17 protein-coding genes are annotated in these 23,729 nt (G+C 65.3%); 9 read left to right on the forward strand and 8 right to left on the reverse strand.

Annotated features, from left to right (window positions below):
* Positions 1 to 1,023: 1,023 nt before the first annotated feature.
* Entirely contained in the window at positions 1,024 to 2,418 is a 1,395-nt protein-coding gene (locus ACCQ09_RS05300; protein ID WP_040940803.1) for a sigma-54-dependent transcriptional regulator, read from the reverse strand.
* Positions 2,419 to 2,627: 209 nt separating this feature from the next.
* Positions 2,628 to 4,238 (reverse strand): sensor histidine kinase, encoded by a 1,611-nt coding sequence (locus ACCQ09_RS05305; protein ID WP_227971326.1) that lies wholly within the window; start codon positions 4,236 to 4,238, stop codon positions 2,628 to 2,630.
* 233 nt (positions 4,239 to 4,471) lie between these two features.
* On the opposite strand from ACCQ09_RS05305, the gene sucC reads away from it, so the two are divergent.
* From sucC to ACCQ09_RS05330, 5 genes are all read left to right on the forward strand, one after another.
* Entirely contained in the window at positions 4,472 to 5,641 is a 1,170-nt protein-coding gene (gene sucC / locus ACCQ09_RS05310) for an ADP-forming succinate--CoA ligase subunit beta (protein WP_011038209.1), read from the forward strand.
* 24 nt (positions 5,642 to 5,665) lie between these two features.
* Positions 5,666 to 6,541 carry a succinate--CoA ligase subunit alpha gene (gene sucD / locus ACCQ09_RS05315; RefSeq protein WP_011038208.1) on the forward strand — a complete coding sequence of 292 codons (876 nt, stop codon included), beginning with the start codon at positions 5,666 to 5,668 and terminating at the stop codon, positions 6,539 to 6,541.
* A gap of 103 nt (positions 6,542 to 6,644) precedes the next feature.
* Positions 6,645 to 7,055, forward strand: coding sequence for a CopG family ribbon-helix-helix protein (locus tag ACCQ09_RS05320; RefSeq protein ID WP_029217117.1), 411 nt, complete (start codon positions 6,645 to 6,647; stop codon positions 7,053 to 7,055).
* 3 nt (positions 7,056 to 7,058) lie between these two features.
* Positions 7,059 to 7,361, forward strand: a complete 303-nt coding sequence (locus ACCQ09_RS05325; RefSeq protein WP_011038207.1) for a type II toxin-antitoxin system RelE/ParE family toxin — start codon at positions 7,059 to 7,061, stop codon at positions 7,359 to 7,361.
* A complete protein-coding gene (locus tag ACCQ09_RS05330; RefSeq protein ID WP_016944993.1) occupies positions 7,361 to 9,016 on the forward strand; it encodes an NAD+ synthase in 1,656 nt (551 codons plus the stop codon). Before ACCQ09_RS05325 ends, ACCQ09_RS05330 begins: the two co-directional genes overlap by 1 nt.
* Here ACCQ09_RS05330 and ACCQ09_RS05335 read toward each other — a convergent pair.
* Together ACCQ09_RS05335 and ACCQ09_RS05340 are read right to left on the reverse strand one after the other, a co-directional pair.
* Positions 9,010 to 9,996 (reverse strand): hypothetical protein, encoded by a 987-nt coding sequence (locus tag ACCQ09_RS05335; RefSeq protein WP_227971325.1) that lies wholly within the window; start codon positions 9,994 to 9,996, stop codon positions 9,010 to 9,012. The two genes, ACCQ09_RS05330 and ACCQ09_RS05335, sit on opposite strands and share 7 nt — an antisense overlap.
* Positions 9,997 to 10,446: 450 nt before the next feature.
* Complete coding sequence (locus ACCQ09_RS05340) at positions 10,447 to 11,328, reverse strand: outer membrane protein assembly factor BamD (RefSeq protein ID WP_011038204.1); 882 nt, start codon at positions 11,326 to 11,328, stop codon at positions 10,447 to 10,449.
* 122 nt (positions 11,329 to 11,450) lie between these two features.
* Here ACCQ09_RS05340 and rluD point away from each other — a divergent pair, with 122 nt between their 5' ends.
* Genes rluD through ACCQ09_RS05360 form a run of 4 tightly spaced genes read left to right on the forward strand, consistent with a single transcriptional unit; the run spans position 11,451 to position 14,181 of the window.
* Positions 11,451 to 12,446, forward strand: coding sequence for a 23S rRNA pseudouridine(1911/1915/1917) synthase RluD (rluD, locus tag ACCQ09_RS05345; protein ID WP_016944992.1), 996 nt, complete (start codon positions 11,451 to 11,453; stop codon positions 12,444 to 12,446).
* A gap of 1 nt (position 12,447) precedes the next feature.
* Positions 12,448 to 13,248, forward strand: coding sequence for a peptidoglycan editing factor PgeF (gene pgeF, locus ACCQ09_RS05350; protein ID WP_040940806.1), 801 nt, complete (start codon positions 12,448 to 12,450; stop codon positions 13,246 to 13,248).
* Positions 13,249 to 13,268: 20 nt separating this feature from the next.
* Positions 13,269 to 13,775: a DUF4166 domain-containing protein gene (locus ACCQ09_RS05355; protein ID WP_040940807.1), complete on the forward strand. Its 507-nt coding sequence runs from the start codon at positions 13,269 to 13,271 to the stop codon at positions 13,773 to 13,775.
* On the forward strand, positions 13,762 to 14,181 hold the full coding sequence (locus tag ACCQ09_RS05360; RefSeq protein ID WP_012437616.1) for a thiol-disulfide oxidoreductase DCC family protein: 420 nt from the start codon (positions 13,762 to 13,764) through the stop codon (positions 14,179 to 14,181). Before ACCQ09_RS05355 ends, ACCQ09_RS05360 begins: the two co-directional genes overlap by 14 nt.
* A 635-nt stretch (positions 14,182 to 14,816) precedes the next feature.
* On the opposite strand, the gene ACCQ09_RS05365 is transcribed toward ACCQ09_RS05360, so the two are convergent.
* From ACCQ09_RS05365 to ACCQ09_RS05380, 4 genes are all read right to left on the reverse strand, one after another.
* Positions 14,817 to 16,685 carry a methyl-accepting chemotaxis protein gene (locus ACCQ09_RS05365; protein WP_040940808.1) on the reverse strand — a complete coding sequence of 623 codons (1,869 nt, stop codon included), beginning with the start codon at positions 16,683 to 16,685 and terminating at the stop codon, positions 14,817 to 14,819.
* 529 nt (positions 16,686 to 17,214) lie between these two features.
* Positions 17,215 to 19,650 carry a glucose/quinate/shikimate family membrane-bound PQQ-dependent dehydrogenase gene (locus ACCQ09_RS05370; protein WP_228427793.1) on the reverse strand — a complete coding sequence of 812 codons (2,436 nt, stop codon included), beginning with the start codon at positions 19,648 to 19,650 and terminating at the stop codon, positions 17,215 to 17,217.
* Between the two features lie 907 nt (positions 19,651 to 20,557).
* Positions 20,558 to 21,925, reverse strand: coding sequence for an alpha,alpha-trehalose-phosphate synthase (UDP-forming) (gene otsA / locus ACCQ09_RS05375; protein ID WP_014508687.1), 1,368 nt, complete (start codon positions 21,923 to 21,925; stop codon positions 20,558 to 20,560).
* The gene (locus tag ACCQ09_RS05380) at positions 21,922 to 23,700 is read right to left on the reverse strand and encodes a glycoside hydrolase family 15 protein (RefSeq protein WP_040940809.1); all 1,779 of its coding nucleotides are present in this window, start codon (positions 23,698 to 23,700) and stop codon (positions 21,922 to 21,924) included. The genes otsA and ACCQ09_RS05380 overlap by 4 nt, the downstream gene beginning before the upstream one ends.
* Positions 23,701 to 23,729: the final 29 nt, after the last annotated feature.

Genomic DNA, 23,729 nt, shown 5'->3' on the forward strand with positions numbered 1-23,729 from the left:
CTGAAAGTCTGTAGTTTCGTCGCCCTGGTGTGCGGATTGGCCTGTTTTGGTTCGGTGAATGCTGCGGTTCAAACCATTACGGCCAGTGCTCGCAATGGTGGTTCAACACAAGGGAATGCGATAGCGTCAACGCTATCCGTTGTGACCTGCACCCAGGCAACAGGTGGGGGACAAGCAGGCACATTTTGCTCGGTGCAAGCTCCAGGGTGGAATGGCGTCCTGTCGGTAGGTGAGTCGATAGGTACCAATGCACCAGGCAATGTCGTCCTCAATTGCATCGGTTCCTACGCAGCTAGTGGTGGTGGTTTGAACTGCGCAGCAAGGATTGATGACACCACATGCTCACCGGAGCAAACGATCTTTGGCTCTGCACGTAATGGCAGCTCGTTCCGCGGCTTGGCCCCGGTCAAATCTGCAGCCATCATCCAGTGCACTCAGGCGTCGGGCAGCGTCACAGGTACCACCTGCGGGATACAGTCCCCGGGCTACAGTGGAAGTCTGACTCCTGGTCAGTCAGTTGCGTCAAATGGCCCGGGAACCGTGTCGCTATCGTGCGGTGGGCAATATTCGGCAAATGGTGGAGGCTTGTCCTGCTCTGCTCAGGTGAGCCAAGTTTGTCCTTGATCCATGAGTGGAGCTTTCTGTAAGCGCCCTCAAGATGGTTGATCCGACAACGTTATTTTCATCTACTACGAATGCAGGGCGTAGTTCATAGGAGCTCAGGGCTTGGTGGGCTTGAGCTCCAATCCTGGAATCCTGCCGACATCAACTGGATCGCACGATATGGCACGCGCGCCAGGTTGATCGATGGTCTTGCTCGGTTGAGCAGGAGCCTACTAGCCTGCATCAACGGCTCGATAGTGTTTCCCGCTGAGTAGTCTGCAGCGGCTCGTTCGTGTCACGTGCAAGAGACTTAAAGCGTTTCGCGCCCGAGATTCACGTGAGGGTGTTGTGGTACACCTGCTCGTCTTGTAGCCCTAGCTGCGGAATCGTTCGGAAGCAGGCATAGCAATAAAGCAGCAGCTACTCCATCCCCAACTTCTTGAGCTTGTAGCGCAGCGCACGAAACGTGATGCCGAGCTGCGCGGCGGTTCTGGTCTTGTTCCAGCGATTCTCCTCCAGCGCTTTCTGGATCGCGGCGCGTTCCAGTTGTTCGATGTACGAGGGCAGGGCGGAGGAGGCAGGGTCGATGTCGACCACCGCTTCGCGCGGTTCAACCGCAGCGGTGCCCGGGCTGGCGGCAAGGCGGTGGCCGCCATGGGCGGGCAGGCGCAGGTCGGTGGCGCTGATCTGGTCGTCTTCGGCCAGGGCCAGGGCGCGTTCGAGGATGTTTTCCAGTTCGCGCACGTTGCCCGGAAAGCCGTAAGTATCCAATGCATCCAGGGCTGACTGGGTCAGCAGCGGAATCGGGCGGCCATGGCTGCGGGCCAGCCGCGCAATGATGGCGGCGGCCAGTTGCGTCAGGTCGCCACTGCGCTCGCGCAGCGGTGGCACACGGAGTTCGATCACGTTGATGCGGTAATACAGGTCGTGACGAAAGCGGCCGTCGGAGACCAGGTCGCCCAGGTCCTTGTGCGTGGCCGACAGAATGCGCACGTCCACCAGCGTCTCGCCCGACGCGCCGACCGGGCGCACCGATTTTTCCTGGATGGCGCGCAGCAGCTTGACCTGCATCTGCAGCGGCAGCTCGGCCACTTCGTCCAGAAACAGCGTGCCGCCATGCGCGGCCTGAAACAGGCCGGGCTTGTCGGCATGCGCGCCGGTAAAGCTGCCCTTCTTATGGCCGAAGAACTCGCTCTCCATCAGCTCGGCCGGGATCGCGCCGCAGTTGACCGGAATGAACGGCCCGGCCGCGCGCGCGCCCTGCTCGTGGATGGTGCGGGCCACCAGCTCCTTGCCCACGCCGGATTCGCCGACGATGTAGACCGGCGCCTGGCTGCGCGCGACCTTGCCGATGGTGGAGCGCAGGCTCTCCATGGCGGTCGAATCGCCGAGCAGGCGGCTGGCCTGTTCCGGCGGGGGTGGTGGCGGCGCCGGCCGGTCGCGGTTGTTCAATTCCAGTGCGTGCTTGACCAGGCCGCGCAGCACGCTGATGTCCACCGGCTTGCTGACGAAGTCGAACGCGCCGGCTTTCAGCGCTTCCACCGCCAGGTCCATGCTGCCGAACGCGGTAATCATGGCCACCGGCGTCTGCGGGTATTGGCGCGCGATCTCGGTCACCAGTTCGATGCCGTTGCCGTCGGGCAACCGCATGTCCGTCAGGCACAGGTCGTACGGGTTGCTGGCCAGCAATTCGCGTGCTTCGGCCAGGTTGGCGGCGGTGCTGATGCGCAGCCCCATGCGGCCCAGGGTGAGAACAAGCAATTCGCGGATGTCACGCTCGTCATCGACGACCAGGGCACTTTTCGTTTCGTTCATGTTGCGCACGATAGCCCAGCGTGATGACAGTCGACAATTACCGGCGCTGTTGGACCTGAAGCGTCATGTGTTGCGCGTGCAGGGCTGCTACCGATGTTCGCCCCACGTTCGGCGCCACAAGGCCTCGCTCGCGCGGAGATCGATGCTGATTGCGAGCTGGTTGTCTGCACGTGCAGGACAGCCGGACCGCGTAGAGTCGCTCTGCTCGCCTACTTGCCGAATAGCCCATTCGGGCCCTGTAGCAGGATGCGGAAACACGCGCCGCCGCCGGGGACCGACACGTAATCCAGTTGTGCCTGATTGGCGCGGCACAGCTCCTGGGCGATGTACAGGCCGAGCCCGGTGCCGTGTTCGGAGGTGGTGTAGAACGGCCGGAACAGTTGCGCTGCCACCGTCTCCGGAATGCCGGGGCCACGGTCGATCACGTCGATGGCCACCATGCGCTCGCGCCGCTCCACCCGCAGCTTCACCCGTGCCGGCTCGTCCAGGACGCGGCCGTACTTGAGTGCGTTGTGCACCAGCGCGGTCAGGACCTGGTGCAGGTGCTTGGGGTCGATCAAGGCGTGCACCGAGGCGCCCTCGATGCTGGCTTCCAGGATGTCGGTCTCCATCGACAAGGTCTGCCGGTATTCCACGACGAAGCGGCGCACGAACGCGGCCAGGTCCAGGTTTTCCGGGTTGGCGCGCTCGCGCCGGGCCAGGCCGAGCACGCTTTCGACAATGCCGTTGGTGCGCTGGCATTGCTGGTGGATGATCTGCAGCAGGCGGCGGTCGGCATCGCCGATGTCCGGTGATTCTTCCAGCAGCTGCGAGGCGTAGTTGATGGCCGCCAGCGGGTTGCGTATCTCGTGGGCCAGGCTGGCCGAGAACCGGCCCATGGCCGAGAGGGTGAGCGATTCGGCGCGCCGCGAGACCACGCTGGCATCGTCCAGGAAGATCAGCACCAGGTCGCTGTCGGCAAGCAGGCGCACGAAGCGCGGCTGCACTTCGGGCCGGTCCGCGCCCAGCTGCAGCGGGGATTCTTCGTGGCGCCAGCCGCTGCGCCAGCGCTGCAGCCGGCGCGCCAGTTCCGGGGTGAGGGCGGCCAATGCCAGGTCGGCCGGGGCGTTGCGCTGGTCGCCGTCGCCGAGCAGTGCCAGGGCGGCTTCGTTGGCCAGGGTGATGCGGTTGTGGGTATCGACCACCAGCACGCCGGTGCGCATGCGGCGGATGATCAACTCGTTGATTTCGTAAAGGTTGGCGACCTGCGCGCCGCGCTGTTCGGCCAGCGCCTGGTTGCTGCGCGCGCGTGAGGCGATCTGCTGGCAGATGTAGGCCACCGCCACGTAGCTGGTGGCGAACATGGCCAGTTCGGCCACCGGGCGGGTGGTGCCGCCTTCCAGCAGCGTCCACAGGTACTCCAGTACGATCGCGGTGCTGGCCACCACCGCGACACTCATGCCATAGCGCAGCCGCAGCAGGATCGAGCCGGCCGCCACGTTGAACAGCAGCATCATCGCGATGCCGGCGCTGGCGCCGGGCAGGGCGTGCGTGGCCAGGGTCGCGGCCAGGATGTCGGCCAGCACCGCGCACAGCACGGTGGCGGTGAGGCGGCGCTCGCTGCGGCCCCAGAACAGCAGCGGGATGGCCATCGACAGATAGCCGATCGCCACGCCGGCGGCCAGGCGTGGGTAGCGCGGCTCGGGGATGGCGTCGGACAACGGGCTGAACACCAGCGCGGCGATCAGGCCGGCCACCAGCACGCGGTACAGCGAGAAGAAATACAGCTCGCGCTGCGGCGCCGACTGGATCCGGTCGATGAGCGATACGCTGGATGCCACGCCTGAACCCCCTGCTGAAACGAGCCGCGAGTATAGGCAGCTGCGCCGCCCACGGCCGCTTGCGCATGCATTCGCGCATTGCGCAAGCGCACAGATCTGGCTGCCAATGCCGGCGAATTTTGCGCCGCAGGGCGTGGTCGGCCACAATAGGCGGCCCGCTCGCGTCTCCCGACGTGACCGCCCCGTCGGTCTGCGTTGCGCGCAGCGGTCGTTTCCTTTTCCCACGGTGACGCATGAATTTCCACGAATACCAGTCAAAACAGCTGCTTGCCGAGTACGGCATCCCCGTCCCGGCCGGTAAGGTCGCGTCCACGCCGGACGAAGCGGTTGAAGTCGCCAACTCCTTGGGCAAGGGCCCCTGGATGGTCAAGGCGCAGATCCACGCGGGCGGCCGCGGCAAGGCTGGCGGCGTCAAGTTCTGCAAGACCACCGACGACGTGAAGGCCGCAGCAGACAAGATGCTCGGCACCAAGATGTCCACCTACCAGACCGCAGGCGTCGAGTTGCCGGTCAACCTGGTGCTGGTGACCACCGCCGGCGAGATCGTCAAGGAGCTGTACCTGTCGATCCTGGTCGACCGCGGCACCAAGACCATCACCTATATCGCCTCGAGCGAAGGTGGCGTGGAGATCGAACAGGTCGCCGCCGAGACGCCGGAGCTGATCCACTCGCTCAACGTCGATTTCGTCGAAGGCGTGCAGGGCTACCACGGCCGCGATTTCGGCTTCAAGCTCGGCCTCAATGCCAAGCAGGCCGGCCAGTTCGCCAGCATCATGGTGAACCTGTATCGCCTGTTCAACGACAAGGACCTGGCGCTGGTTGAAATCAACCCGCTGGCGATCCTGGACGACGGCAACCTGTACGCGCTGGACGGCAAGTTCGACAGCGACGACAACGCCGCATTCCGTCAGAAGGCGCTGGTCGCCATGCGCGACAAGACCCAGGAAGACGAGACCGAAGTGACTGCTTCGGAGCTGGACATCAACTACGTCACCATGGACGGCAACATCGGTTGCATGGTCAACGGCGCTGGCCTGGCCATGGCCACCATGGACGTCATCAAGCTCAACGGCGGCGAGCCGGCGAACTTCCTGGACGTGGGCGGCGGTGCCAACAAGCAGCGCGTCATCGAGGCGTTCAAGCTGATCCTGTCCTCGGACAAGGTCGAAGGCATTTTCGTCAACATCTTCGGCGGCATCGTCCGCTGCGACATGATCGCCGAAGGCATCATTGCCGCGGTCAAGGAAGTGGGCGTCAAGGTGCCGGTCGTGGTGCGCCTGGAAGGCACCAACGTGGAAGAAGGCAAGCAACTGCTGCGTGACAGCGGCATGGCCATCATCCCGGCCGACAACATCAACGACGGCGCCAAGAAGGTCGTTGAAGCTGTCAAGAACGCTGCCTGATCCACGACACCGAAGGAACTATCCATGTCCGTTTTGATTAACAAGAACACCAAGGTGATCGTGCAGGGCTTCACCGGCCAGCAGGGCACCTTCCACGCCACTCAGATGATCGAGTACGGCACCCAGGTCGTTGGCGGCGTGACGCCGGGCAAGGGCGGCACCACGCATATCGATCTGCCGGTGTTCAACACCGTGGCCGACGCCGTGCAGAGCACCGGCGCCGACGCGTCGGTCATCTACGTGCCGCCGCCGTATGCGGCCGATGCGATCCTGGAAGCGGCTGCGGCCGGCATCAAGGTCATCGTCTGCATCACCGAAGGCATTCCGGTGCTGGACATGCTGCGCGTCAAGAACGTGCTGACCCGCTCGCATCCGGACACCGTGCTGATCGGGCCGAACTGCCCCGGCGTGATCACCCCGGGCGAGTGCAAGATCGGCATCATGCCGGGCCACATCCACAAGCCGGGCAAGATCGGCATCGTGTCGCGTTCGGGCACCCTGACCTATGAAGCGGTCAAGCAGACCACCGAAGTGGGCCTGGGCCAGAGCACCTGCATCGGCATCGGTGGCGATCCGATCAACGGCCTGAACTTCGTCGACTGCCTCAAGCTGTTCAACGAAGACCCGCAGACCGAAGGCATCATCATGGTCGGCGAGATCGGCGGCGACGCCGAGGAAGCCGGTGCCGAGTACATCAAGCAGTTCGTGAAGAAGCCGGTCGTCGGCTTCATCGCCGGTGCCTCGGCGCCGGCCGGCAAGCGCATGGGCCACGCCGGTGCGATCGCATCGGGCGGCAAGGGCACGGCCGAAGGCAAGTTCGCGGCGATGGAAGCGGCCGGCGTCAAGACCGTCCGTTCGCCGGGCGATCTGGGTGCGGCGATCGCTGCGCTGGTGAAGTAAGTCTCACCAGTGTGGTGTCGTGGAAAGCCGCCTTCGGGCGGCTTTCTGCGTTTTGGGCGATGTCTTACCTGGATGGCAGGAATTGCTGACTGCCCCGCGCGCGTTGGGCCGACTGCCCGGCTCCCTGCTTGCAGCGATGCTGAGCTCTGAATCGCACAAGGAGCGTGTCATGCAAAGTGTGTCACAATTGTGCTACTGTGAGCCTGTCATCCGGTCTTCCGAGGTTGCCATGTCCACGACCACAATCCGTTTGCCTGACGAACTGAAAGCGCGTGTCGCCAGGGCGGCGAAAGATGCCGGAACTACGGCGCACGGCTTTATCGTCGACGCCATTGCGGAAAAAATCGAGGCGCACGAGCGCCGCACTGCATTCCATGCCGAAGCGCAGCAACGCTGGGCTGCTATCGAAGGCGGCGACAACACGCTGTCCTGGGCGGACGTACGCCAGTACATGCAGCAGCTTGCTGACGGAGAGAACCCCGCGCCACCGGTCGCCAGCGCCGTCGAGCGCTGACAGGTGACCAGGATCGCGCTTGCCGCGCGCGTCGCCGACGATGCGCGCCGTTTAGTCGCTTATCTGCTGGAACACGATGCAGCCAGTGTGCAGCGAAAGCTCGCTGGCATCTTCCAGGCGATCGACGCATTGGCGGACAATCCACTGATGGGGCGCGCAGTGCATGGCGGATTTCGCGAACTGGTCATAGGCCGCGATGCCAGCGGCTATCTGGCGCTCTATCGTTACGCACCGTTGGACGACACCGTGTATGTGCTGGCGATCCGTTCGCAGCGCGAAGCGGGTTACCTTGAAAGCCTGTTTTGATGGAGTCAGCAGTGACAGCACACACCCTTCGTATCGCCATGGCCCAGTTCGACTTCCCGGTCGGTGCCGTGACGCAGAACACCGATCGCATCATCGAGTACATCGCCGCGGCGCGCGACGAGTTCGATGCCGATATCGTGCTGTTTCCGGAATTGGCGATCAGCGGCTATCCGCCGGAAGACCTGCTGTTGCGCCCCGGGTTTCTCGCCCACTGCGAGCAGGCGCTGGCGCGGATTGCCGCAGCCACGCGTGGCATCGTCGCGGTGGTCGGCTGGCCGCAGAGCGCCGGCAGCGTGGTCTACAACGCCGCCAGCGTCTTGCGCGAGGGGCGCATCGAAGCGACCTACCGCAAGCGCGAATTGCCCAACTACGCGGTGTTCGATGAGCGCCGCTACTTCGACGTGGACCCGGACGGCGACAACTGCGTGGTGACCGTCAAGGGCGTGCAGGTGGGCGTGGTGATCTGCGAAGACCTGTGGTTTGCCGAGCCGCTGGCCAAGACCGTGCAGGCCGGTGCCGAACTGGTGCTGGTGCCCAACGCATCGCCCTACGAGCGCGGCAAGCATGCGCAGCGCGATGCCTTGCTGGCCGAGCGCACCCGCGAGAGCGGTGCGGCGATTGCCTATCTCAATGTGGTCGGTGGCCAGGATGCGCTGGTGTTCGACGGCGCCTCGGTGGTGGCCGACGGTGATGGCACCGTGCATCCGGCCGCAGCGGCATTCGTGGACCAGTGGCTGGTGGTGGACTATGCCGCCGGCGAGCGCAGCTTCACCCCGGTGGTGTGGGTGGACGATGGCGACGAAAGCATGGACGCGCTGGCCTGGCGCGCGGTGGTGCGCGGGCTCAAGGATTACTGCGGCAAGAATGGCTTCCGCAAGGTGTGGCTGGGCCTGTCCGGCGGCATCGACTCGGCGTTGGTGTTGGCGATGGCGGTGGATGCGCTGGGGGGCGAGAACGTCACCGCGGTGCGCCTGCCGTCGCGCTACACCGCCGGGCTGTCGAACGATCTGGCCGAAGAACAATGCCGCGCGCTGGGCGTGAAACTCGAAACGATAGCGATCGAGCCGGCGTTCGAAGGCCTGCTCGCGGCACTGGGGCCGCTGTTCGCAGACACCCAGCCCGACATCACCGAAGAAAACCTGCAGTCGCGCAGCCGCGGCGTGATCCTGATGGCGTTGTCCAACAAGTTCGGCGGGCTTGTGCTCACCACCGGCAACAAGAGCGAATACGCAGTGGGTTACGCCACCATCTACGGCGATATGTGCGGTGGCTACGCACCGCTCAAGGACCTGTACAAGACGGAGGTGTTTGGGCTGGCCAAGTGGCGCAACACCGTGGGCGGCGCGCCGGTGATTCCGCCGGCAGTGATTTCGCGCCCGCCCTCGGCGGAACTGCGCGACAACCAGACCGACCAGGACTCGCTGCCGCCCTACGACGTGCTCGACGGCATCCTGTACCGCTACGTTGACCAGGAGCAGTCGCGCGACGACATCGTCGCGGCCGGCTATGCCGCCGATACGGTCGAACACGTGCTGCGGCTGGTGCGGCTCAACGAGTGGAAGCGCCACCAGGCAGCGCCCGGACCGAAGGTGTCGCGGCGCGCGTTCGGGCGCGAGCGGCGTTACCCGATCACCAATGGCTATTCGGGTCAGTAACCGGGGGCACCGGGCGTCGTGCGCGCTGGCGCCGACGCCGGAGGCTGGGCGAAACCGGTGAGCAGCTCCAGCGTGGGCTTGGGGCGCGTCAGGTCGTACATCAGGCCGAAATGGCCTTCGACGCCCGAAATGGTGGTCTGGTCCAGCAGCTCGTAGACGTTCACCTCGGCCACCACGTCGGCATAGTGGTCGCGCACGGTGCGTAACAGCTGGGCCAGGCTGTCGTAACAGCCGCCATCGCCCTGGGCGCCGCCGCTGACATTGCCGGTATACACCTCGGCGCAGTTGAGTTCGTTGAAGAACACCGGCGTGTTGTAGGTCTGCGCGGCGGTGCGCAACTGCCCCAGATACAGGTCGGTCCAATAGCCGGCATCGTGGTGGAACGCGTAGTAGTGGAAGCTGATGTGGTCGAACGCAAAGCCGGCCGCCCGGGCCTTGGCCAGAAACCAGAGGGAGCCATTGCGATCGCCGGGGCAGCGCGCGGTGGCACTGTGGTCGTCGCTATTGCAGGCGGTGATGTTGATGGTGAAGCGCAGCCCTGCGCCCAGCTCGTTGGACGCCTGCCGCATGCCCTGGTACATCGTGGTCATCGCCGCGATCCTGGCGTCGGCCTCGGCACGCACCAGATCCTGTTCGTTACCGATCTCCCACACCTTGATGTCGGCGGCGTAGCGGCGCGCCAGCTGGTAGCCGATCTCGTGGGTCATCGGGTAGACCATCGGGCGCAAGGTGATGCCGTATTTGCGCGCGAGCGGAACCAGCGTGTCGAGCGTGGCGTAATCGCGTGGGTCCACGTCGAAGCGATAGCTGCGCAGGTTGCGCGCGGCCAATAGTTTGAAGCGGGCCTCGGCCTGCGTCATGGCGTAGGCGGGGCGGTTGTCGTGGGCGTTGACGCCGTAGACGATGGGGGCGGCATGGGCGGTGGCTGCGAGCAGCAGCAGCCCGAGCGCGAACACGATCCGCTGACCGGACATCGACATACAGCCTCCTTGGCGTACGCCGGCAGGATGTCGTACCTGCCTTATGCCTGGAGTATAGGAAGCCTCGCCAGGTCAGTCGGTGACCTGGTGCCGGGTCTCGGGCGCTTGCGCTGGCGATGTGGCCCGGATCCGGTTCGGGATGCATGAGCTCGCTCGGGCCGAGCATGGTTGCTGCTCAGGACTCGTGCGCATGCAGTTGGCAGCCGGACACACGGTGGCTCAGGGTGAGCATGGCAGCGAAGTCGATGGCGATATCCACCTCGCGTGACACCCAGGAAGACCACGCCACGGACTGCAGCCGGCGCTGGCCCGTACCAACGTGTCGCCTCGCGAGCACGTCCTGCCAAGGGAGCGCCTTGTCGCGCTGCCAGTTGGCGCTGCGGCAATCAAGCGTTGCGGCAATAAAAAAGGGGCCTTGCGGCCCCTTTCATCTCATCGCCGATCGATCTCTCAATCGCGACTCATCTGTGCATTGCGCTGGCCGGTGGCGGCGGACTTCTCGCCAGCGAACGGGTTGAGCTTGCGCACGGCCCACGGATACTTCGGCCAGTCGCCGGTCAGCCACGGGTGCTGCGGGCTGTTGAGCTCCAGCACGCGGCGCGCGTCGGCGGCCAGGGTCTTGTTGCCCAGGTGGGTGTAGGCCTCGGCCAGCACGGCGACTGCGTCGTACTGGAACGCGCTCTGCGGGTAGGTTTCCAGCAGGTAGTTGGCACGCCCTGCAGCCGACACCCAGGCATCGCGGCGCAGGTAATACAGCGCGTTGTCCAGTTCGTGCTGGGCGAAGATGTCGCGCAGCTCGATCATCCGCTTGCGCGCGTCCGGCGCGTAGCGGCTGTTGGGATAGCGGTCGGTGACGGTGTTGAAGTCGTTGTAGGCCTGCTGCGGTGATGACAGGTCGCGGCGGCTCGGGTCCAGCGACCACACGCGGCGCAGGAACACCGTGTCACGGTTGCTGTTGGCCAGGCCGCGCAGGTAATACAGATACGAGATGTTGCGGTGCGTCGGATAGGTACGGATGAAGCGGTCGACGCTGGACACCGTGTCGTCGTGCTTGCCGGCCTTGTACTGGGCGTAGGCGGTTTCGATCATCGCCTGCTCGGTGTACGGGCCGTACGGGTACTGGGCGATCAGGCGCTTGTAGCTGGCTTCGGCGCCGGCCCAGTTGCCTTTCTCCATCAGGCCGTGGCCCTTGCCGTAGAGCTGCTCGACCGGCATGCCCTCGTCGGGATTCTTGTCCTTGGCGCCGCGGTGGCAGCCGGTGACGACAAACGCCATGACCAGCATGAGGGCAATCAGGCGCGCAGGCGCGGAAAACGTGGACCGTCGGATCATGGGGTCTGGGCAGGACGCGTCAGGAAAACGAAAGGGCGATGATAGCCTAGTGGCCTGTCCGGCGACTGACTCCCGCCGCCCGGACCCCAAATTCCTTGGTTTTTGCCTGAGTACCCGCGTCCATGTCCGACCAATCCTCCGAACCCCTCGATTCCTCCCTGCGCCAGGCTGTCGTGCCGGACAGCGCCGCCGGGCGTCGCTTCGATGCGGTGCTGGCCGAGCTGTTTCCCGAATTCTCGCGCTCGCGGCTGTCGGAGTGGATCAAGTCCGGCGATGCGCTGCTGGACGGCGAGACCGCCCGCCCGCGCGACACCTTGCGCGGCGGCGAAACCGTCCAGGTGCAGGTGGTGCTGGAAACCCAGACCCACGCCGCGCCGCAGGACATCCCGCTGAACGTGTTGTACGAAGACGACCAGGTGCTGGTCATCGACAAGCCGGCGGGCCTGGTGGTGCATCCGGGCGCCGGTAACCCGGACGGCACCCTGGTCAATGCGCTGCTGTTCCGCGACCCGAACCTGGCTGCGGTGCCGCGTGCCGGCGTGGTACATCGCCTGGACAAGGACACCAGCGGTGTGATGGTGGTGGCGCGCACGCTGCAGGCGCAGACCGCGCTGGTGGAGCAGCTCTCCGCGCGCGATGTGCACCGCCAGTACCTCGCAGTGGTCGTGGGGGCGCTGGTCTCCGGCGGCACCGCCGATGCGCCGATCGACCGCCACCCGCGTGACCGGCTCAAGATGGCGGTGCGCGACGACGGCCGCGACGCGGTCACCCATTACCGTCTGCGCGAGCGCTTCCGCGCGCACACCGCCCTGGAATGCCGTCTGGAAACCGGGCGTACCCATCAGATCCGTGTGCACATGGCGCATCTGAAATCGCCGATCGTCGGCGACCCGCTGTACGGCGGCGCGCTCAAGCTGCCCAAGGGCGCCACCGACACGCTGGTGGCGGAGCTGCGCGGCTTCAAGCGCCAGGCCCTGCATGCCGAAACGCTGGAATTCCTGCACCCGGTCAGTGGCGAGCCGGTCCGCGCCAGCGCGCCGGTGCCGGAAGATCTGCAGCGGCTGATGAGCGCCCTGCGCGAAGACAGCGCACGCGCCGCCGAGTTGGCGCGGCGCTGAGGTGAGCGCCGTGCCGTCGTTTGTGTTGCCGGCGCAGTGGCCGGCGCCGCCGCGCATCCACGCGTTGACCACGCTGCGGCACGGCCTGGGCGTGTCGCCGGCACCGTTCGACAGCCTCAATCTCGGCAACCGCAGCAGCCCGCAGGGTGACCTGCCGGCAAACGTGGAACGTAACCGGGCGCTGCTGACACAGGGGCTGGGCCTGCCAGGCGCGCCGCATTGGCTGCGGCAGGTGCACGGGGTGGAGGTGGTGCGTGTGGACGCGCCGCGTGCTGTGGATGCGGCGCACGCGCAGCTGCGGGAGCTGGACGAGCCGGTGGCCGATGCCGCCGTCACCAGCGTGCCCGGCGTGGTGCTGGCCATCCTCACCGCCGACTGCCTGCCGGTGGTGCTGGTCGCCGCCGATGGCAGCGAAGTGGCGGCCGCGCATGCGGGCTGGCGCGGGCTGGCCGACGGCATGCTGGAACGCAGCGTGGCCGCAATGCGGACCCCGCCGCCACAGCTGGTCGCCTGGCTGGGGCCGGCCGCAGGGCCGCAGGCGTACGAAATTGGCGCGGACGTCTTCGAGGCGTTTGTGACGCGTGATCCGCAGGCAGCCAGCGCGTTCGTCGCCACGCGCCCGGGCCACTGGCGGGTGGATCTGTACGCGTTGGCGCGGCTGCGCTTGTGCAGCGCGGGCGTGCCGGCCGAGGCCATCCATGGCGGCGAGCTGTGCACCATCTCCGACCCGACGCGGTTTTTTTCGCACCGGCGTGATCGTCGCAGCGGGCGCATGGCCACGCTGGCCTGGATCGCGCCCTGAGCACGCCGCTGTTTGCGCAGGTGCTGGGCGCGGCAGCCTTCGCCCAATTGCCGGCGCCGGTGCGCGCGCTGCACGCGGTGCAGCAGCGGCAGCGCTTCGTTGGCCGTGCGCTGGTGCGCCGCGGTGCGCATCCGCTGGTGCCGCTGCTGGCATGGCTGAGCCGCTTGCCGCACAGCGGACAGGTGGCGGTGGAGGTGGAGTTCCTGGTCGATGCGAACGGCGAGCGCTGGCATCGGCGCTTTGCTGGCCTGCCGATGCACTCACGGATGTGGCGTCACGGCGCATGGTTGCGCGAACACCTGGGCGCAGTGCGTTTCGAGTTCGCACTGCACGCCGATGCCACCGCGCTGTGCTGGCAGGCGCGGCGGGTGTGGGCATTCGGCTGGCTGCCCTTGCCGGCGCACTGGTTCGAGCAGGTGCGTTGCCGTGAGCATGCCGACGACGGCCGCTATGGCTTCCTGGTCGACGTGCATCTACCGTGGGTGGGGCCATTTATTCGCTACGAGGGTTGGCTTGAACCGCACTGAGCACGCCGCGCCGCCTGCCACCATCGTGTTCGATGGCGTGTGCCTGCTGTGCAATGGCTGGGTCAGATTCCTGTTGCGCCACGACCACTGCAGGCGCTATCGCTATGCCGCCATGCAGGGCACGGCCGGGCGCGCATTGCTGGTCCAGCACGGGCTGGACCCGGAGGATCCGCTGTCGTTCCTGCTGGTGGACGCGGCAGGTGCCTGGACCGATACCGATGCAATCGTGCGGGTACTGAGCGGGCTTGGTGGCCCGTGGCGCGTGGCGGCAGTGCTGCGCCTGGTGCCGCGTTCCTTACGTGACATCGGCTATCGCGTGGTGGCACGCAACCGCTACCGCTGGTTTGGCCGCAGCACGCACTGCATGTTGCCCACGCCTGAGCAACGCGCGCTGTTTCTGGATTGATGCCGCCGCATGTGGAATGCGGTGCTGGGTAGGAGCGCGCTTGCGCGCGATGGGGCGTTATCGGCGAGGCCACGTCGCGCGCAAGCGCGCTCCTACGCAGGCTGCGATTTCTAGCGCTTTGGTGATGCCGCCACGTTGTCGATAGGCGCGCAAAACCTAGTCCGCAATGTCTGCCGATATCGGCTGGCACACGCGTGCACGCACCGCAGCTGGTTACGCAGTAGCTGCTTTCGATTGCAGTGCACAGATGGGGATTCGCGCCGCCGTTTTTTAACGACACACATGACGTAGGAGCGCGCTTGCGCGCGATGGGGCTTTATCGGTGAGGCCTCATCGCGCGCAAGCTCGCTCCTACGCGGGTTGCGATTTCTAGCGCTTTGGTGATGCCGCCGCGTTGTCGATAGGCGCGCAAAACCTAGTCCGCAATGTCTGCCGATATCGGCTGGAACACGCGTGCACGCACCGCGGCCGGTCACACAGAGGCTGCTTTCGATTACGGTGCACAGAAGGGGATTCGCGCCGCCGTTTTTTAACGACACACATGACGTAGGAGCGCGCTTGCGCGCGACGAGGCGTTACCGGTGAGGCCCCATCGCGCGCAAGCGCGCTCCTACGAATGCGGGTGGTGTGCGGGGTTACGCCGCCGCACTTCCAAAACTGCCGCGTACCACGTTCGAGCTACCGCGGGTGTCTGATTGCAGGCGGAAGATGGACACCGCATCGGCCAGTTCCACTGCCTGTTCTTCCAGGCTGCGCGCGGCGGCGGTGGCTTCTTCCACCAGGGCGGCGTTGCGCTGGGTCACTTCGTCCAGCTGCGCCACGGTGCGGTTCACCTGCTCGATGCCGCTGGACTGTTCGGCGCTGGCCGAGGTGATCTCGCTCATGATGTCGGTGACGTGCTTCACCGAGCCGACGATCTCGCGCATGGTCGCGCCGGCGCGGTGCACCAGACCCGAGCCCAGTTCCACCTTGTCGGTGGAGTCGGCGATCAACGATTTGATCTCCTTGGCTGCATCGGCCGAACGTCGCGCCAGGGCGCGCACTTCCGAGGCCACCACCGCGAAGCCGCGGCCCTGTTCGCCGGCGCGCGCTGCTTCCACCGCGGCGTTGAGCGCCAGGATGTTGGTCTGGAACGCGATGCCGTCGATGACGCCGATGATCTCGCCGATCTTGCGCGAGGCAGTGCTGATCTGGCTCATGGTGGACACCACATCGTCCATCACCTGGCCACCGTTCTGCGCCACTTCGCCGGTGCCCAGCACCAGCTTGTTGGCCTGCTGCGCGCTGTCGGCATTCTGCTTCACGGTGGAGGTGAGCTCTTCCATGGAGCTGGCGGTTTCTTCCAGGCTCGCGGCCTGTTGCTCGGTGCGTTCGGACAGATCGGTGTTGCCGGCAGCGATTTCCACCGCAGCGCGGCGAATGGTGTCCGACGCGGTCTGGATGCCGCCGATGATTTCGGTCAGGCGGATCACGGTCTGGTTGGTGTCGTCACGCAGGCGCGCGAAAATGCCATGCGCATCGCCATCCACGCGCTGGGTGAGGTCGCCCTCGGCCAGCGCGCTGATCACGCGCGCCAATGCAGCCAGATGCGTTTCCACCGAGTCGTAAATGCGGTTGATGCCTTGCGCCAGCGACAGCAGCACGCCGTCCATGCCGTCCATCTGCATGCGGCGGCTGAAATCGCCAGCGGCAGCGGCATCGATGATCTCGATCAGCGCCTGCTCGGCGTTGACCTGCGCGGTGACGTCCATCCACTGCGCGATGGTGCCGAGCTTGGTGCCGTCGGCGGCGATGATCGGGCTGTAGACGAAGTCGATCTGGCGGCCGAAGAACGGCGCACGCACGGCCTTGGAGGCGGTGAGCGCACGCATACGGTCGATGGCGGCCTGGCTGTCCGGATAGATGTCGCCGATGCTGCCGCCGACGAAACCTTCGGCATGGAAGCTGGGGCGGAAGCTCTGCACGTCCGGCTCGATCAGCTTGAGCATCTTGAGCAGTTTGCGGTTGGCGAACAGCACCTGGCCGTCGTCATCGGCGATGCGGATCATGGTGTCCAGATCGTCCAGCGCCTTGATCACGAACTGGCCGTGGCGCAAGCCTTGCTCCATCACGTCGAGGCGGAGGGCGAGCTTGTCCTGGGTGGCTTGCAGGGTGCGCAGCAACGGCGCGAGTTCGCCGCTGGCGCTGCGCGCGTCCAGGCGCTGGAAGCGGCCTTCGCCGATGGCGGCAATGGCGGTGACTGCCTGGTCGAGCTGGGTGGCAGTGCGCCGGCGCGACCACCACCACAGCCCCGCACTGGCGGCGCCGAGCACCAGTAATGCCGGTAGCAGCGTGCCCAGGGTGTGCCAGAAGCCGCCGGGCATGGCCGTGGCGGCGTAGACGGCAAGCAGGATCAGCAACGCGGCCTGCGCCGCGGCCGGCAACCAGGCTGTCCAGGTGGCACGCGCAACGTTCCGGCCGGTGGGCGGAGGAGAGGCGGGTGCGGCATCGAGGGTAGGCAACATAGGCTGGTGTCCGACTGGTGTTCTGGGTGGGGAGCGCGTCCGGCAGTGTGTAGCTGCAAGGGGGTATCGGCGGCCGGGCCCGAATCATGACGGTGTGAAGGCGCCGTTCGTCGGAATCAGCACGCCGGTACCCTAAAAATGCCGATGTGCTTGATTTGGAAGCGGTTTCAGTCCTGAGGCAGGGTTGGACGCTCCCGGCGATTTCCTGACGAAGCGCACATTTATTTTGTTATTGAAATGTGAACTTTCGGCCTGCCCGACAGTGCATGGGGTTCAAGACGAAGGGTGCAGCCTGCGCTCCGTATCCCAGGCAGGAACCCCCCGCGATGGCGAGGCTGGGCCGATCGCCGCTGCCGCATCGCAGCTCGCCCCGCGGGCAATGGCGTGCGCTAACTCGCTGTGATTCGCTTGCGGCCGCACGCACGACGCGGCGGGAAGTGCCCCTCGGAGCGCGGCGCTCTTCAGGCACGCACAAAAAAACCGGCCGTCTTGCGACGGCCGGTTCAACGTCACTGCACAACCTCAGACGTTATTTGGCGCTGGCGGCCGCGTCGTCGGGCAGTGCCCAGGCAATGACGCTGTCGCCGGACTTGGTTTCCATGCGGTCATGGCCACCCACCGCGGCAACGATGTACTGCTTGCCATCGATGGTGTAGCTCAGCGGCGCGGCCTGCGGGCCCGCAGGCACGCGGGTCTCCCAGACCTGCTTGCCGGTGCGGGTGTCAAAGCCGCGGATGAAGTTGTCCAGGCTGGCACCGATGAAGGTGACGCCGCCGGCAGTGGCCAGCGAGCCGCTGTTGTTCGGGGTGCCGATCTCGAACTTGGTCTTGGACGGGATGCCCATTGGGCCCTGGTCGTAACCGGTGCCCAGCGGACGGCGCCAGATCACCTGCTGCGTGCGCAGATCCACGCCGGAGATATAGCCCCACGGCGGTGCCACGCACGGCGTGTTGAGCGGCGACATCCACGGCTCCTTGCGCGCGCCATAGGCCAGGCCTTCCTGCGCCATGTAGCCCTTGGTCTTGCTGCTGCCGTTGAACACCGACATCACGCCCAGCTCGTTCATCACCGTGCGCGGGTAGACGTGCTCGGTATAGGGCAGGCGGTTGCTGTTCATCACCATGATGCCGCGCTGCAGATCGACCGACACGCCGCCCCAGTTGATGCCGCCATGGTTGCCGGTGAACGACAGCGAGCCCTGCAGGCTTGGCGGGGTGAACATGCCTTCGTACCGCAGCTTCTTGAACTCGATGCGGCAAGCGAGCTGGTCGAACGGGGTCATGCCCCACGCGTCAGATTCAACGATGGTCTCGTAGTCACGGCTGGGCGCACCCACGGTGTTGGGCATGCCCGGCGACACCGGCTGGGTGGATGCGGTCCAGTCGCCATGGTCGGTGCCCTGCGGCACGGCGATCTGCTTGACAGGCATGATCGGCTGGCCGGTGGCCCGGTCGAGCACGAACACCTGGCCGGACTTGGTGGCCTGGATCACGGCGGGGCGGGTGCCACCGCCGGCAACCGGCCAATCAACCAGGTTCGGCTGCGGGCCGATGTCGTAGTCCCACAGATCGTGATTGACGGTACGGAAGTGCCAGCGCTCCTTGCCGGTTGCCGCATCCACGGCCACCAGCGAGGCGGTGTATTCCTCTTCCTGCGGGGTGCGGCCCTTGCCGAAGAAGTCGCCGGCAGCGTTGCCGGTGGGCAGATACACCAGCCCCAGCTCGTCATCGGCGGCCATCAGCGACCACACGTTCGGGGTGGAGCGGGTATAGGTCTGGCCGGCCGGCGGTTCGGCGGTGATGGCCGGGTTGCCCAGATCCCAGGCCCAGCGCAGCTGGCCGGTGAGCGCGTCGAAGCCGCGCACCACGCCGGACGGCGCATCGCGTTCCTGACCGTCGCGCACCTGCCCGGTGGGCTGGATCACCACACCGCGCATGACCACCGGCGGCGAGGTCGGGCCGACGAAGCCCGGCTTGGTGTTGCCGGTGCCGGCATTGAGGTCCACATAGCCGTTGTTACCGAAGCTGGCGCAGAGCTTGCCGGTCTGCGCATCCAGCGCACCCAGGCGGCCATCGACCATCGGCCAGAAGATCCGCGTCGGGCACTCGGCAGTGCCTTCCGGCGCCTGGTAGTACGACACGCCGCGGCATGTGGTGGCGGCCACGCCGGCCATCGCCTTCGGATTGGTCTGCGGGTCGAAGCGCCAGCGCTCCTTGCCGTTGGCCGCCTCCACCGCAATCACCTTCTGGGTCGGGGTGCAGATGTAGAGCAGGTCGCCGACCTTGAGCGGGGTGTTCTGGAACGCATAGCCCAGCTTGGAATCCTTCGGCTTGAGATCGCCGGTATGGAATTCCCAGGCCACCTTGAGGCCCTTGACGTTCTCCGGCGTGATCTGCGCGCCGGGGGTGTAATGGTTGGACAGGTTGGAACCGGCGTAGGCGGTCCAGTTACTGGCATCGTGGTTGGCCGCCACGTTCCCGTCCGGGCTGGGCACGCTGCCACGGCTGAACGGCGTTGCCGCATCGGCCGGCTGCTTGGATGCATCGGCCAGTTCCACATTGCGCGGCACCAGCAGCGGCCACAGGATCAGCGCCGCACCCAGCACCGGCAGCACGCCGGTGACCACGACATAGCCGAGCCCGGACAACGGCTGCATGCGCCGCCGCGCCACGCCCCAGAACGGCAACAGCACCAGGCCGAGCACCGAGATCCAGGCCAGACGTGGGATCAGGCCCCAGCCATCCAGGCCCACTTCCCACAGCGCCCACACGATGGTGGCCGCCAACGTAGCGCCAAACAGCCACAGGCCAGCGCGTTTGCCCAGTGCCAGCAGCACACCGGCCACCAGCACGGCGATACCGGCCAGCACGTAATACCAGGAGCCGCCAACGGCCACCAGGCGCCCGCCTTCATAGGCGAGCGCCGCACCAAGCACGGCGAGCACCACGGCATAGGCTACCAACAGCCAAGTGCCGAGCCCGCGTTTAGAGGATTGATCAGTCATTTTGAGTTATCAGGAAGGACCCGGGCACCAAACAAACGGTGCAGGTCGTGGAGGGAGAGAGGCAGCGGACTGGCGAAAGCGGCCGCACCTGGATATGAACGCGCCGCCCCTCCCAGGGTCCTCGGCGCTAATCATGTGAATATTTTAGACCCATCCTTATCCCGTGTCCGTGACGGAATAGGAACCATCGGTCCAACCTGCACACCTGAAGCACACGAAGTAGGCAAAAACTAAACGCAATTGCTGATTCGTTGACTGATAGTCGTTAGTCGCCGGTCGCCTGTGCTGATTGCCGATACTAGTGACGGTGCCGATTCTTGAATTTCTCTAATCAGCTTCGGTGACGCACACGTAGCTCATATCCGTAGCCTCGCTGTCGCTGTCGCTGTCGCTGTATTGCCCTGTTTGCGATCAACACATCGATCGGCCGCCCCCCCAAGCCTGAGACTTGGCTCAGCACCGCTGTTCCGCTCTTGCTCCGCTTCACCCAGTCGCCTTAAAGCAAGCCGAGCACCGCAGCCACGCGTGGCCGAAGAGGTGCCCTTGTCTGAGCGTAGCGAGTTTGGGCGCCGTGCCGCGCGTGGCGAGGAGCGCAGGGCACAGGTGCGGCTTCACCGCACCGGATTGCGTCGGCGACAGCGGTTTTGGTTCCTTTCGCCAAGACAAAAGAAACTCGCGCCGCAGGCGCGAAAGCTCTGCACTTGCATTGTTTTGCCGTGAAGTGCCTTGCATCGAAAGACGCTATCAACAACTCAGCAGCTGAACCCCTGCGCGCAGTCATCTAGGCAACGCTTTCTCACGCTGACGGCGAGAAAATTGCATCAACGCAGTGACGCGAAACGCGACAGCGCGCATGAAACAGCCAGACTCAGATATCGGCCAACGCCTGCAAATACCGTTGCCGCCAATGATTGATGTTGTTCTTGCGCAAGTGATCCATCATCGCGTGCCAACGCTCCACCCGCGTCGCCAACGGCATGCTCGCCGCCGTCGCAATCGCGTCGGCCACACCATCCAGATCATGCGGATTGACCAACAGCGCCTCTTTCATCTCATCGGCTGCACCGGCCAGCAACGACAACACCAGTACACCCGGATTCTCCGGATCCTGTGCTGCCACAAATTCCTTGGCGACCAGATTCATGCCGTCGCGCAATGGCGTTACCAGGCCCACGGCCGCAGCGCGATAAAACCCGGTCAACGTGGCATGGCTGAAGTTCTGGTTGACGTAACGCAGCGGCGTCCAATCCGGCTCCGCATGACCACCGTTGATATGCCCGGCGATCTGCTCAAGCTGCCCGCGCAGCTGGCGATATTCGTTGACGTCCCCGCGCGAGACCGGCGCGATCTGCAGATAGGTGAGGCTGCCGGATTGATCCGGATAGCGCTCCAGATAGCGCTCAAACCCCTGGAAGCGCTCGGGCAGACCTTTGGAATAATCCAGGCGATCCACGCCGATCGCGAGCTGGCGCCCACGCAGGCTTTCGCGCAGATCGCGCACTGCCTGCTTGGAGACCGACGCCTTGGCCTGATTGGCAATCAGGTCGGTATCGATGCCGATCGGGAACGCAGCGGCGCTGAAGCGACGCCCACCCGGGCCTTCCACCAGGTCGCCCTCCAGCACGCGTCCGCCACCGAACAGGCGCACATACGCCTTGAAGCGTTCGGCATCGCGCTGGGTCTGGAAGCCAACCAGGTCGTAGGCGTAGAACGTGCTGAACAAGCGCGCGTGATCCGGCATTGCCTGCATCAAGTCGGCCGACGGCATCGGCACATGCAGGAAGAAGCCCATCTTGCAGCCCACACCGAGCTCGCGCAGCATCGCGCCGAGCGGAATCATGTGGTAATCGTGGATCCACAGCGTGTCGCTGTCCTTGAGCAAGGGCGCCAGCTTCTCGGCGAACAGGCGATTGACGCGCATGTAGCCCTCGCGGGTGGCGCGGTCGTAATCGACCAGGTCCAGGCGGAAGTGCAGCAGCGGCCACAGCGTGCGATTGGCGAAGCCGTTGTAGTAGGAATCGATGTCGCGCTTGTTGAGGTCCATGGTGACGAACTTGATGTCACCGTCGGTCTGCTCGTGCATGCCGCCGCTGTCGCCGCGCACGGTCTTGCCGCTCCAGCCGAACCACACCCCGCCGCGCTCCTTCAGCGCCGCCAACAAGCCCACTGCCAGGCCGCCGGCACGGCTTTCGCCAGGCACGGCCACACGATTGGATACCACCACCAGACGACTCATGACGCCTCCTGCCAACTCCGCGACAAGCGCATTGCTGCAATGATCAAGCCCACATGCGAATAGGTCTGGGGGAAATTGCCCCAGGCTTCGCCGTTTTCAAACGATAGGTCTTCAGAGAGCAAGCCGAGGTGATTACGGCGCGAAAGGATGCGCTCGAACAATTCACGCGCCTCGTCCTTGCGCCCGATCGCGGCCAGTGCATCGATGTACCAGAACGTGCAGATGGTGAAGCTGGTTTCCGGCTCACCGAAGTCATCCGGTGCGATGTAGCGGTATAGCGCGTCGCCATGCTTGAGCACGCGGCCGACTGCCTCGACCGTGTGCACGAAGCGCGGATCGTCGTTGGCCACGATGCCAATGTCGGCCAGCAGCAATAGCGAGGCGTCCAGGCGATGGCCACCCAGGGTGTCGGTGAAATGGCCGTGTTCGTCGCTCCACGCCTCGGCCAACACGCGTTCGCGGATGGTGTCGGCGCGCTCGCGCCAGTACATGCTGCGATCGTCCAGCGCGAGCCGTTCGGCGATCTTCGACAACCGGTCGCAGGCCGCCCAGCACATCGCCGCGGTATAGGTATGCACCTCGGCGCGGCCGCGGAATTCCCACAGGCCCGCATCCGGCACGTTGTGCAGGGCGAAGGCACGCTCGCCCAAGGGTTCGAGCTTGCGGAACGTGGACGCGTCGCCTTGATCTTTCAAGCGCAGGTCGAAGAACAACTGCGTGGAGGCCAGCACCACGCTGCCGTAGACATCGTGCTGCTGCTGGATCCAGGCCAGGTTGCCACGACGCACCGGGCCCATGCCGCGGTAGCCGTCCATGGTGTCGACTTCGTGCTCTTCCAGCTGCGATTCGAAGCCGATGCCGTACAGCGGCTGCATGGTGCCGTCGGTGGTGGCAATGTTGAAGATGTAGCCGATGAACTGCTCCATCGTGCGCGTGGCGCCCAGGCGATTGAGCGCACGCACCACGAAGGCGGCGTCGCGCAGCCAGCAATAGCGGTAGTCCCAGTTGCGCGGTGTGTTGGGCGCTTCCGGTATCGAGGTGGTCATTGCCGCGATGATTGCGCCACTGTCTTCGTACTGGCAGAGCTTGAGCGTGATCGCACTGCGGATCACCGCTTCCTGCCAGTCCAGCGGAATCGACAGATAGCGCACCCATTCGCGCCAGTACTCTTCGGTGCGTTCCTGCGCTTCCTGTACATAGCCGGTGAGCGAGCGGGTGAGCGATTCGTCCACGCCCAGCACCAGGCTGACCGGATGGCTGAGCACGAACGGCAGGCCGTCGCGGACAAAGCGCACCGGCACATCGGTGGTCAGGCGCAGGGTGAAGTCCGGCAGCACCCAGCGGATGTGGTTGCTGCCCCAGGTGGTATCCGGCGTGCGGCCGCCCCAATCGGCTAGCGGGCGTGCGCGCACCACGATGCGCGGGTTGCCGGCCAGTGGGCGGATCTGCCGGATGATGCTCACCGGCCGATAGAAGCGGCCGTTGTTGCGCCAGCGCGGGGCGAAGTCGATCACCTCGACTTCGCCGCCCTTGCTGTCGCGCAGTACCGTGCGCAGCACCGCGGTATTGGGCAGGTAGTGTTGTTCGCTGCTCTCGAAATCCTCGAGTTCCACCGCGAAGTCGCCACCTTCGCCCTTGGGCGAGAGCAGCGAGCAAAACGCAGGGTCACCGTCGAACGCCGGCAGGCAGCTCCACACCACGCGTGCCTGGCGGTCCACCAGTGCACCAAAACTGCAATTGCCGATGACGCCCAGATCCAGAGAAGACTCGGTCATGAAATGCGTAACGTCCTGGGGGAAAAACG

It is taken from the genome of Xanthomonas sp. NCPPB 2586, assembly GCF_041475775.2.
Classification (GTDB): domain Bacteria; phylum Pseudomonadota; class Gammaproteobacteria; order Xanthomonadales; family Xanthomonadaceae; genus Xanthomonas; species Xanthomonas campestris.

Bases quoted from the DNA above. Each gene is read 5' to 3' on its own strand.
- ACCQ09_RS05300 (WP_040940803.1), bottom strand. From the start codon at position 2,418: ATGAACGAAACGAAAAGTGCCCTGGTCGTCGATGACGAGCGTGACATC.
- sucC (WP_011038209.1), top strand. From the start codon at position 4,472: ATGAATTTCCACGAATACCAGTCAAAACAGCTGCTTGCCGAGTACGGC.
- sucD (WP_011038208.1), top strand. From the start codon at position 5,666: ATGTCCGTTTTGATTAACAAGAACACCAAGGTGATCGTGCAGGGCTTC.
- ACCQ09_RS05330 (WP_016944993.1), top strand. From the start codon at position 7,361: ATGGAGTCAGCAGTGACAGCACACACCCTTCGTATCGCCATGGCCCAG.
- ACCQ09_RS05335 (WP_227971325.1), bottom strand. From the start codon at position 9,996: ATGTCGATGTCCGGTCAGCGGATCGTGTTCGCGCTCGGGCTGCTGCTG.
- ACCQ09_RS05340 (WP_011038204.1), bottom strand. From the start codon at position 11,328: ATGATCCGACGGTCCACGTTTTCCGCGCCTGCGCGCCTGATTGCCCTC.
- rluD (WP_016944992.1), top strand. From the start codon at position 11,451: ATGTCCGACCAATCCTCCGAACCCCTCGATTCCTCCCTGCGCCAGGCT.
- ACCQ09_RS05365 (WP_040940808.1), bottom strand. From the start codon at position 16,685: ATGTTGCCTACCCTCGATGCCGCACCCGCCTCTCCTCCGCCCACCGGC.
- otsA (WP_014508687.1), bottom strand. From the start codon at position 21,925: ATGAGTCGTCTGGTGGTGGTATCCAATCGTGTGGCCGTGCCTGGCGAA.
- ACCQ09_RS05380 (WP_040940809.1), bottom strand. From the start codon at position 23,700: ATGACCGAGTCTTCTCTGGATCTGGGCGTCATCGGCAATTGCAGTTTT.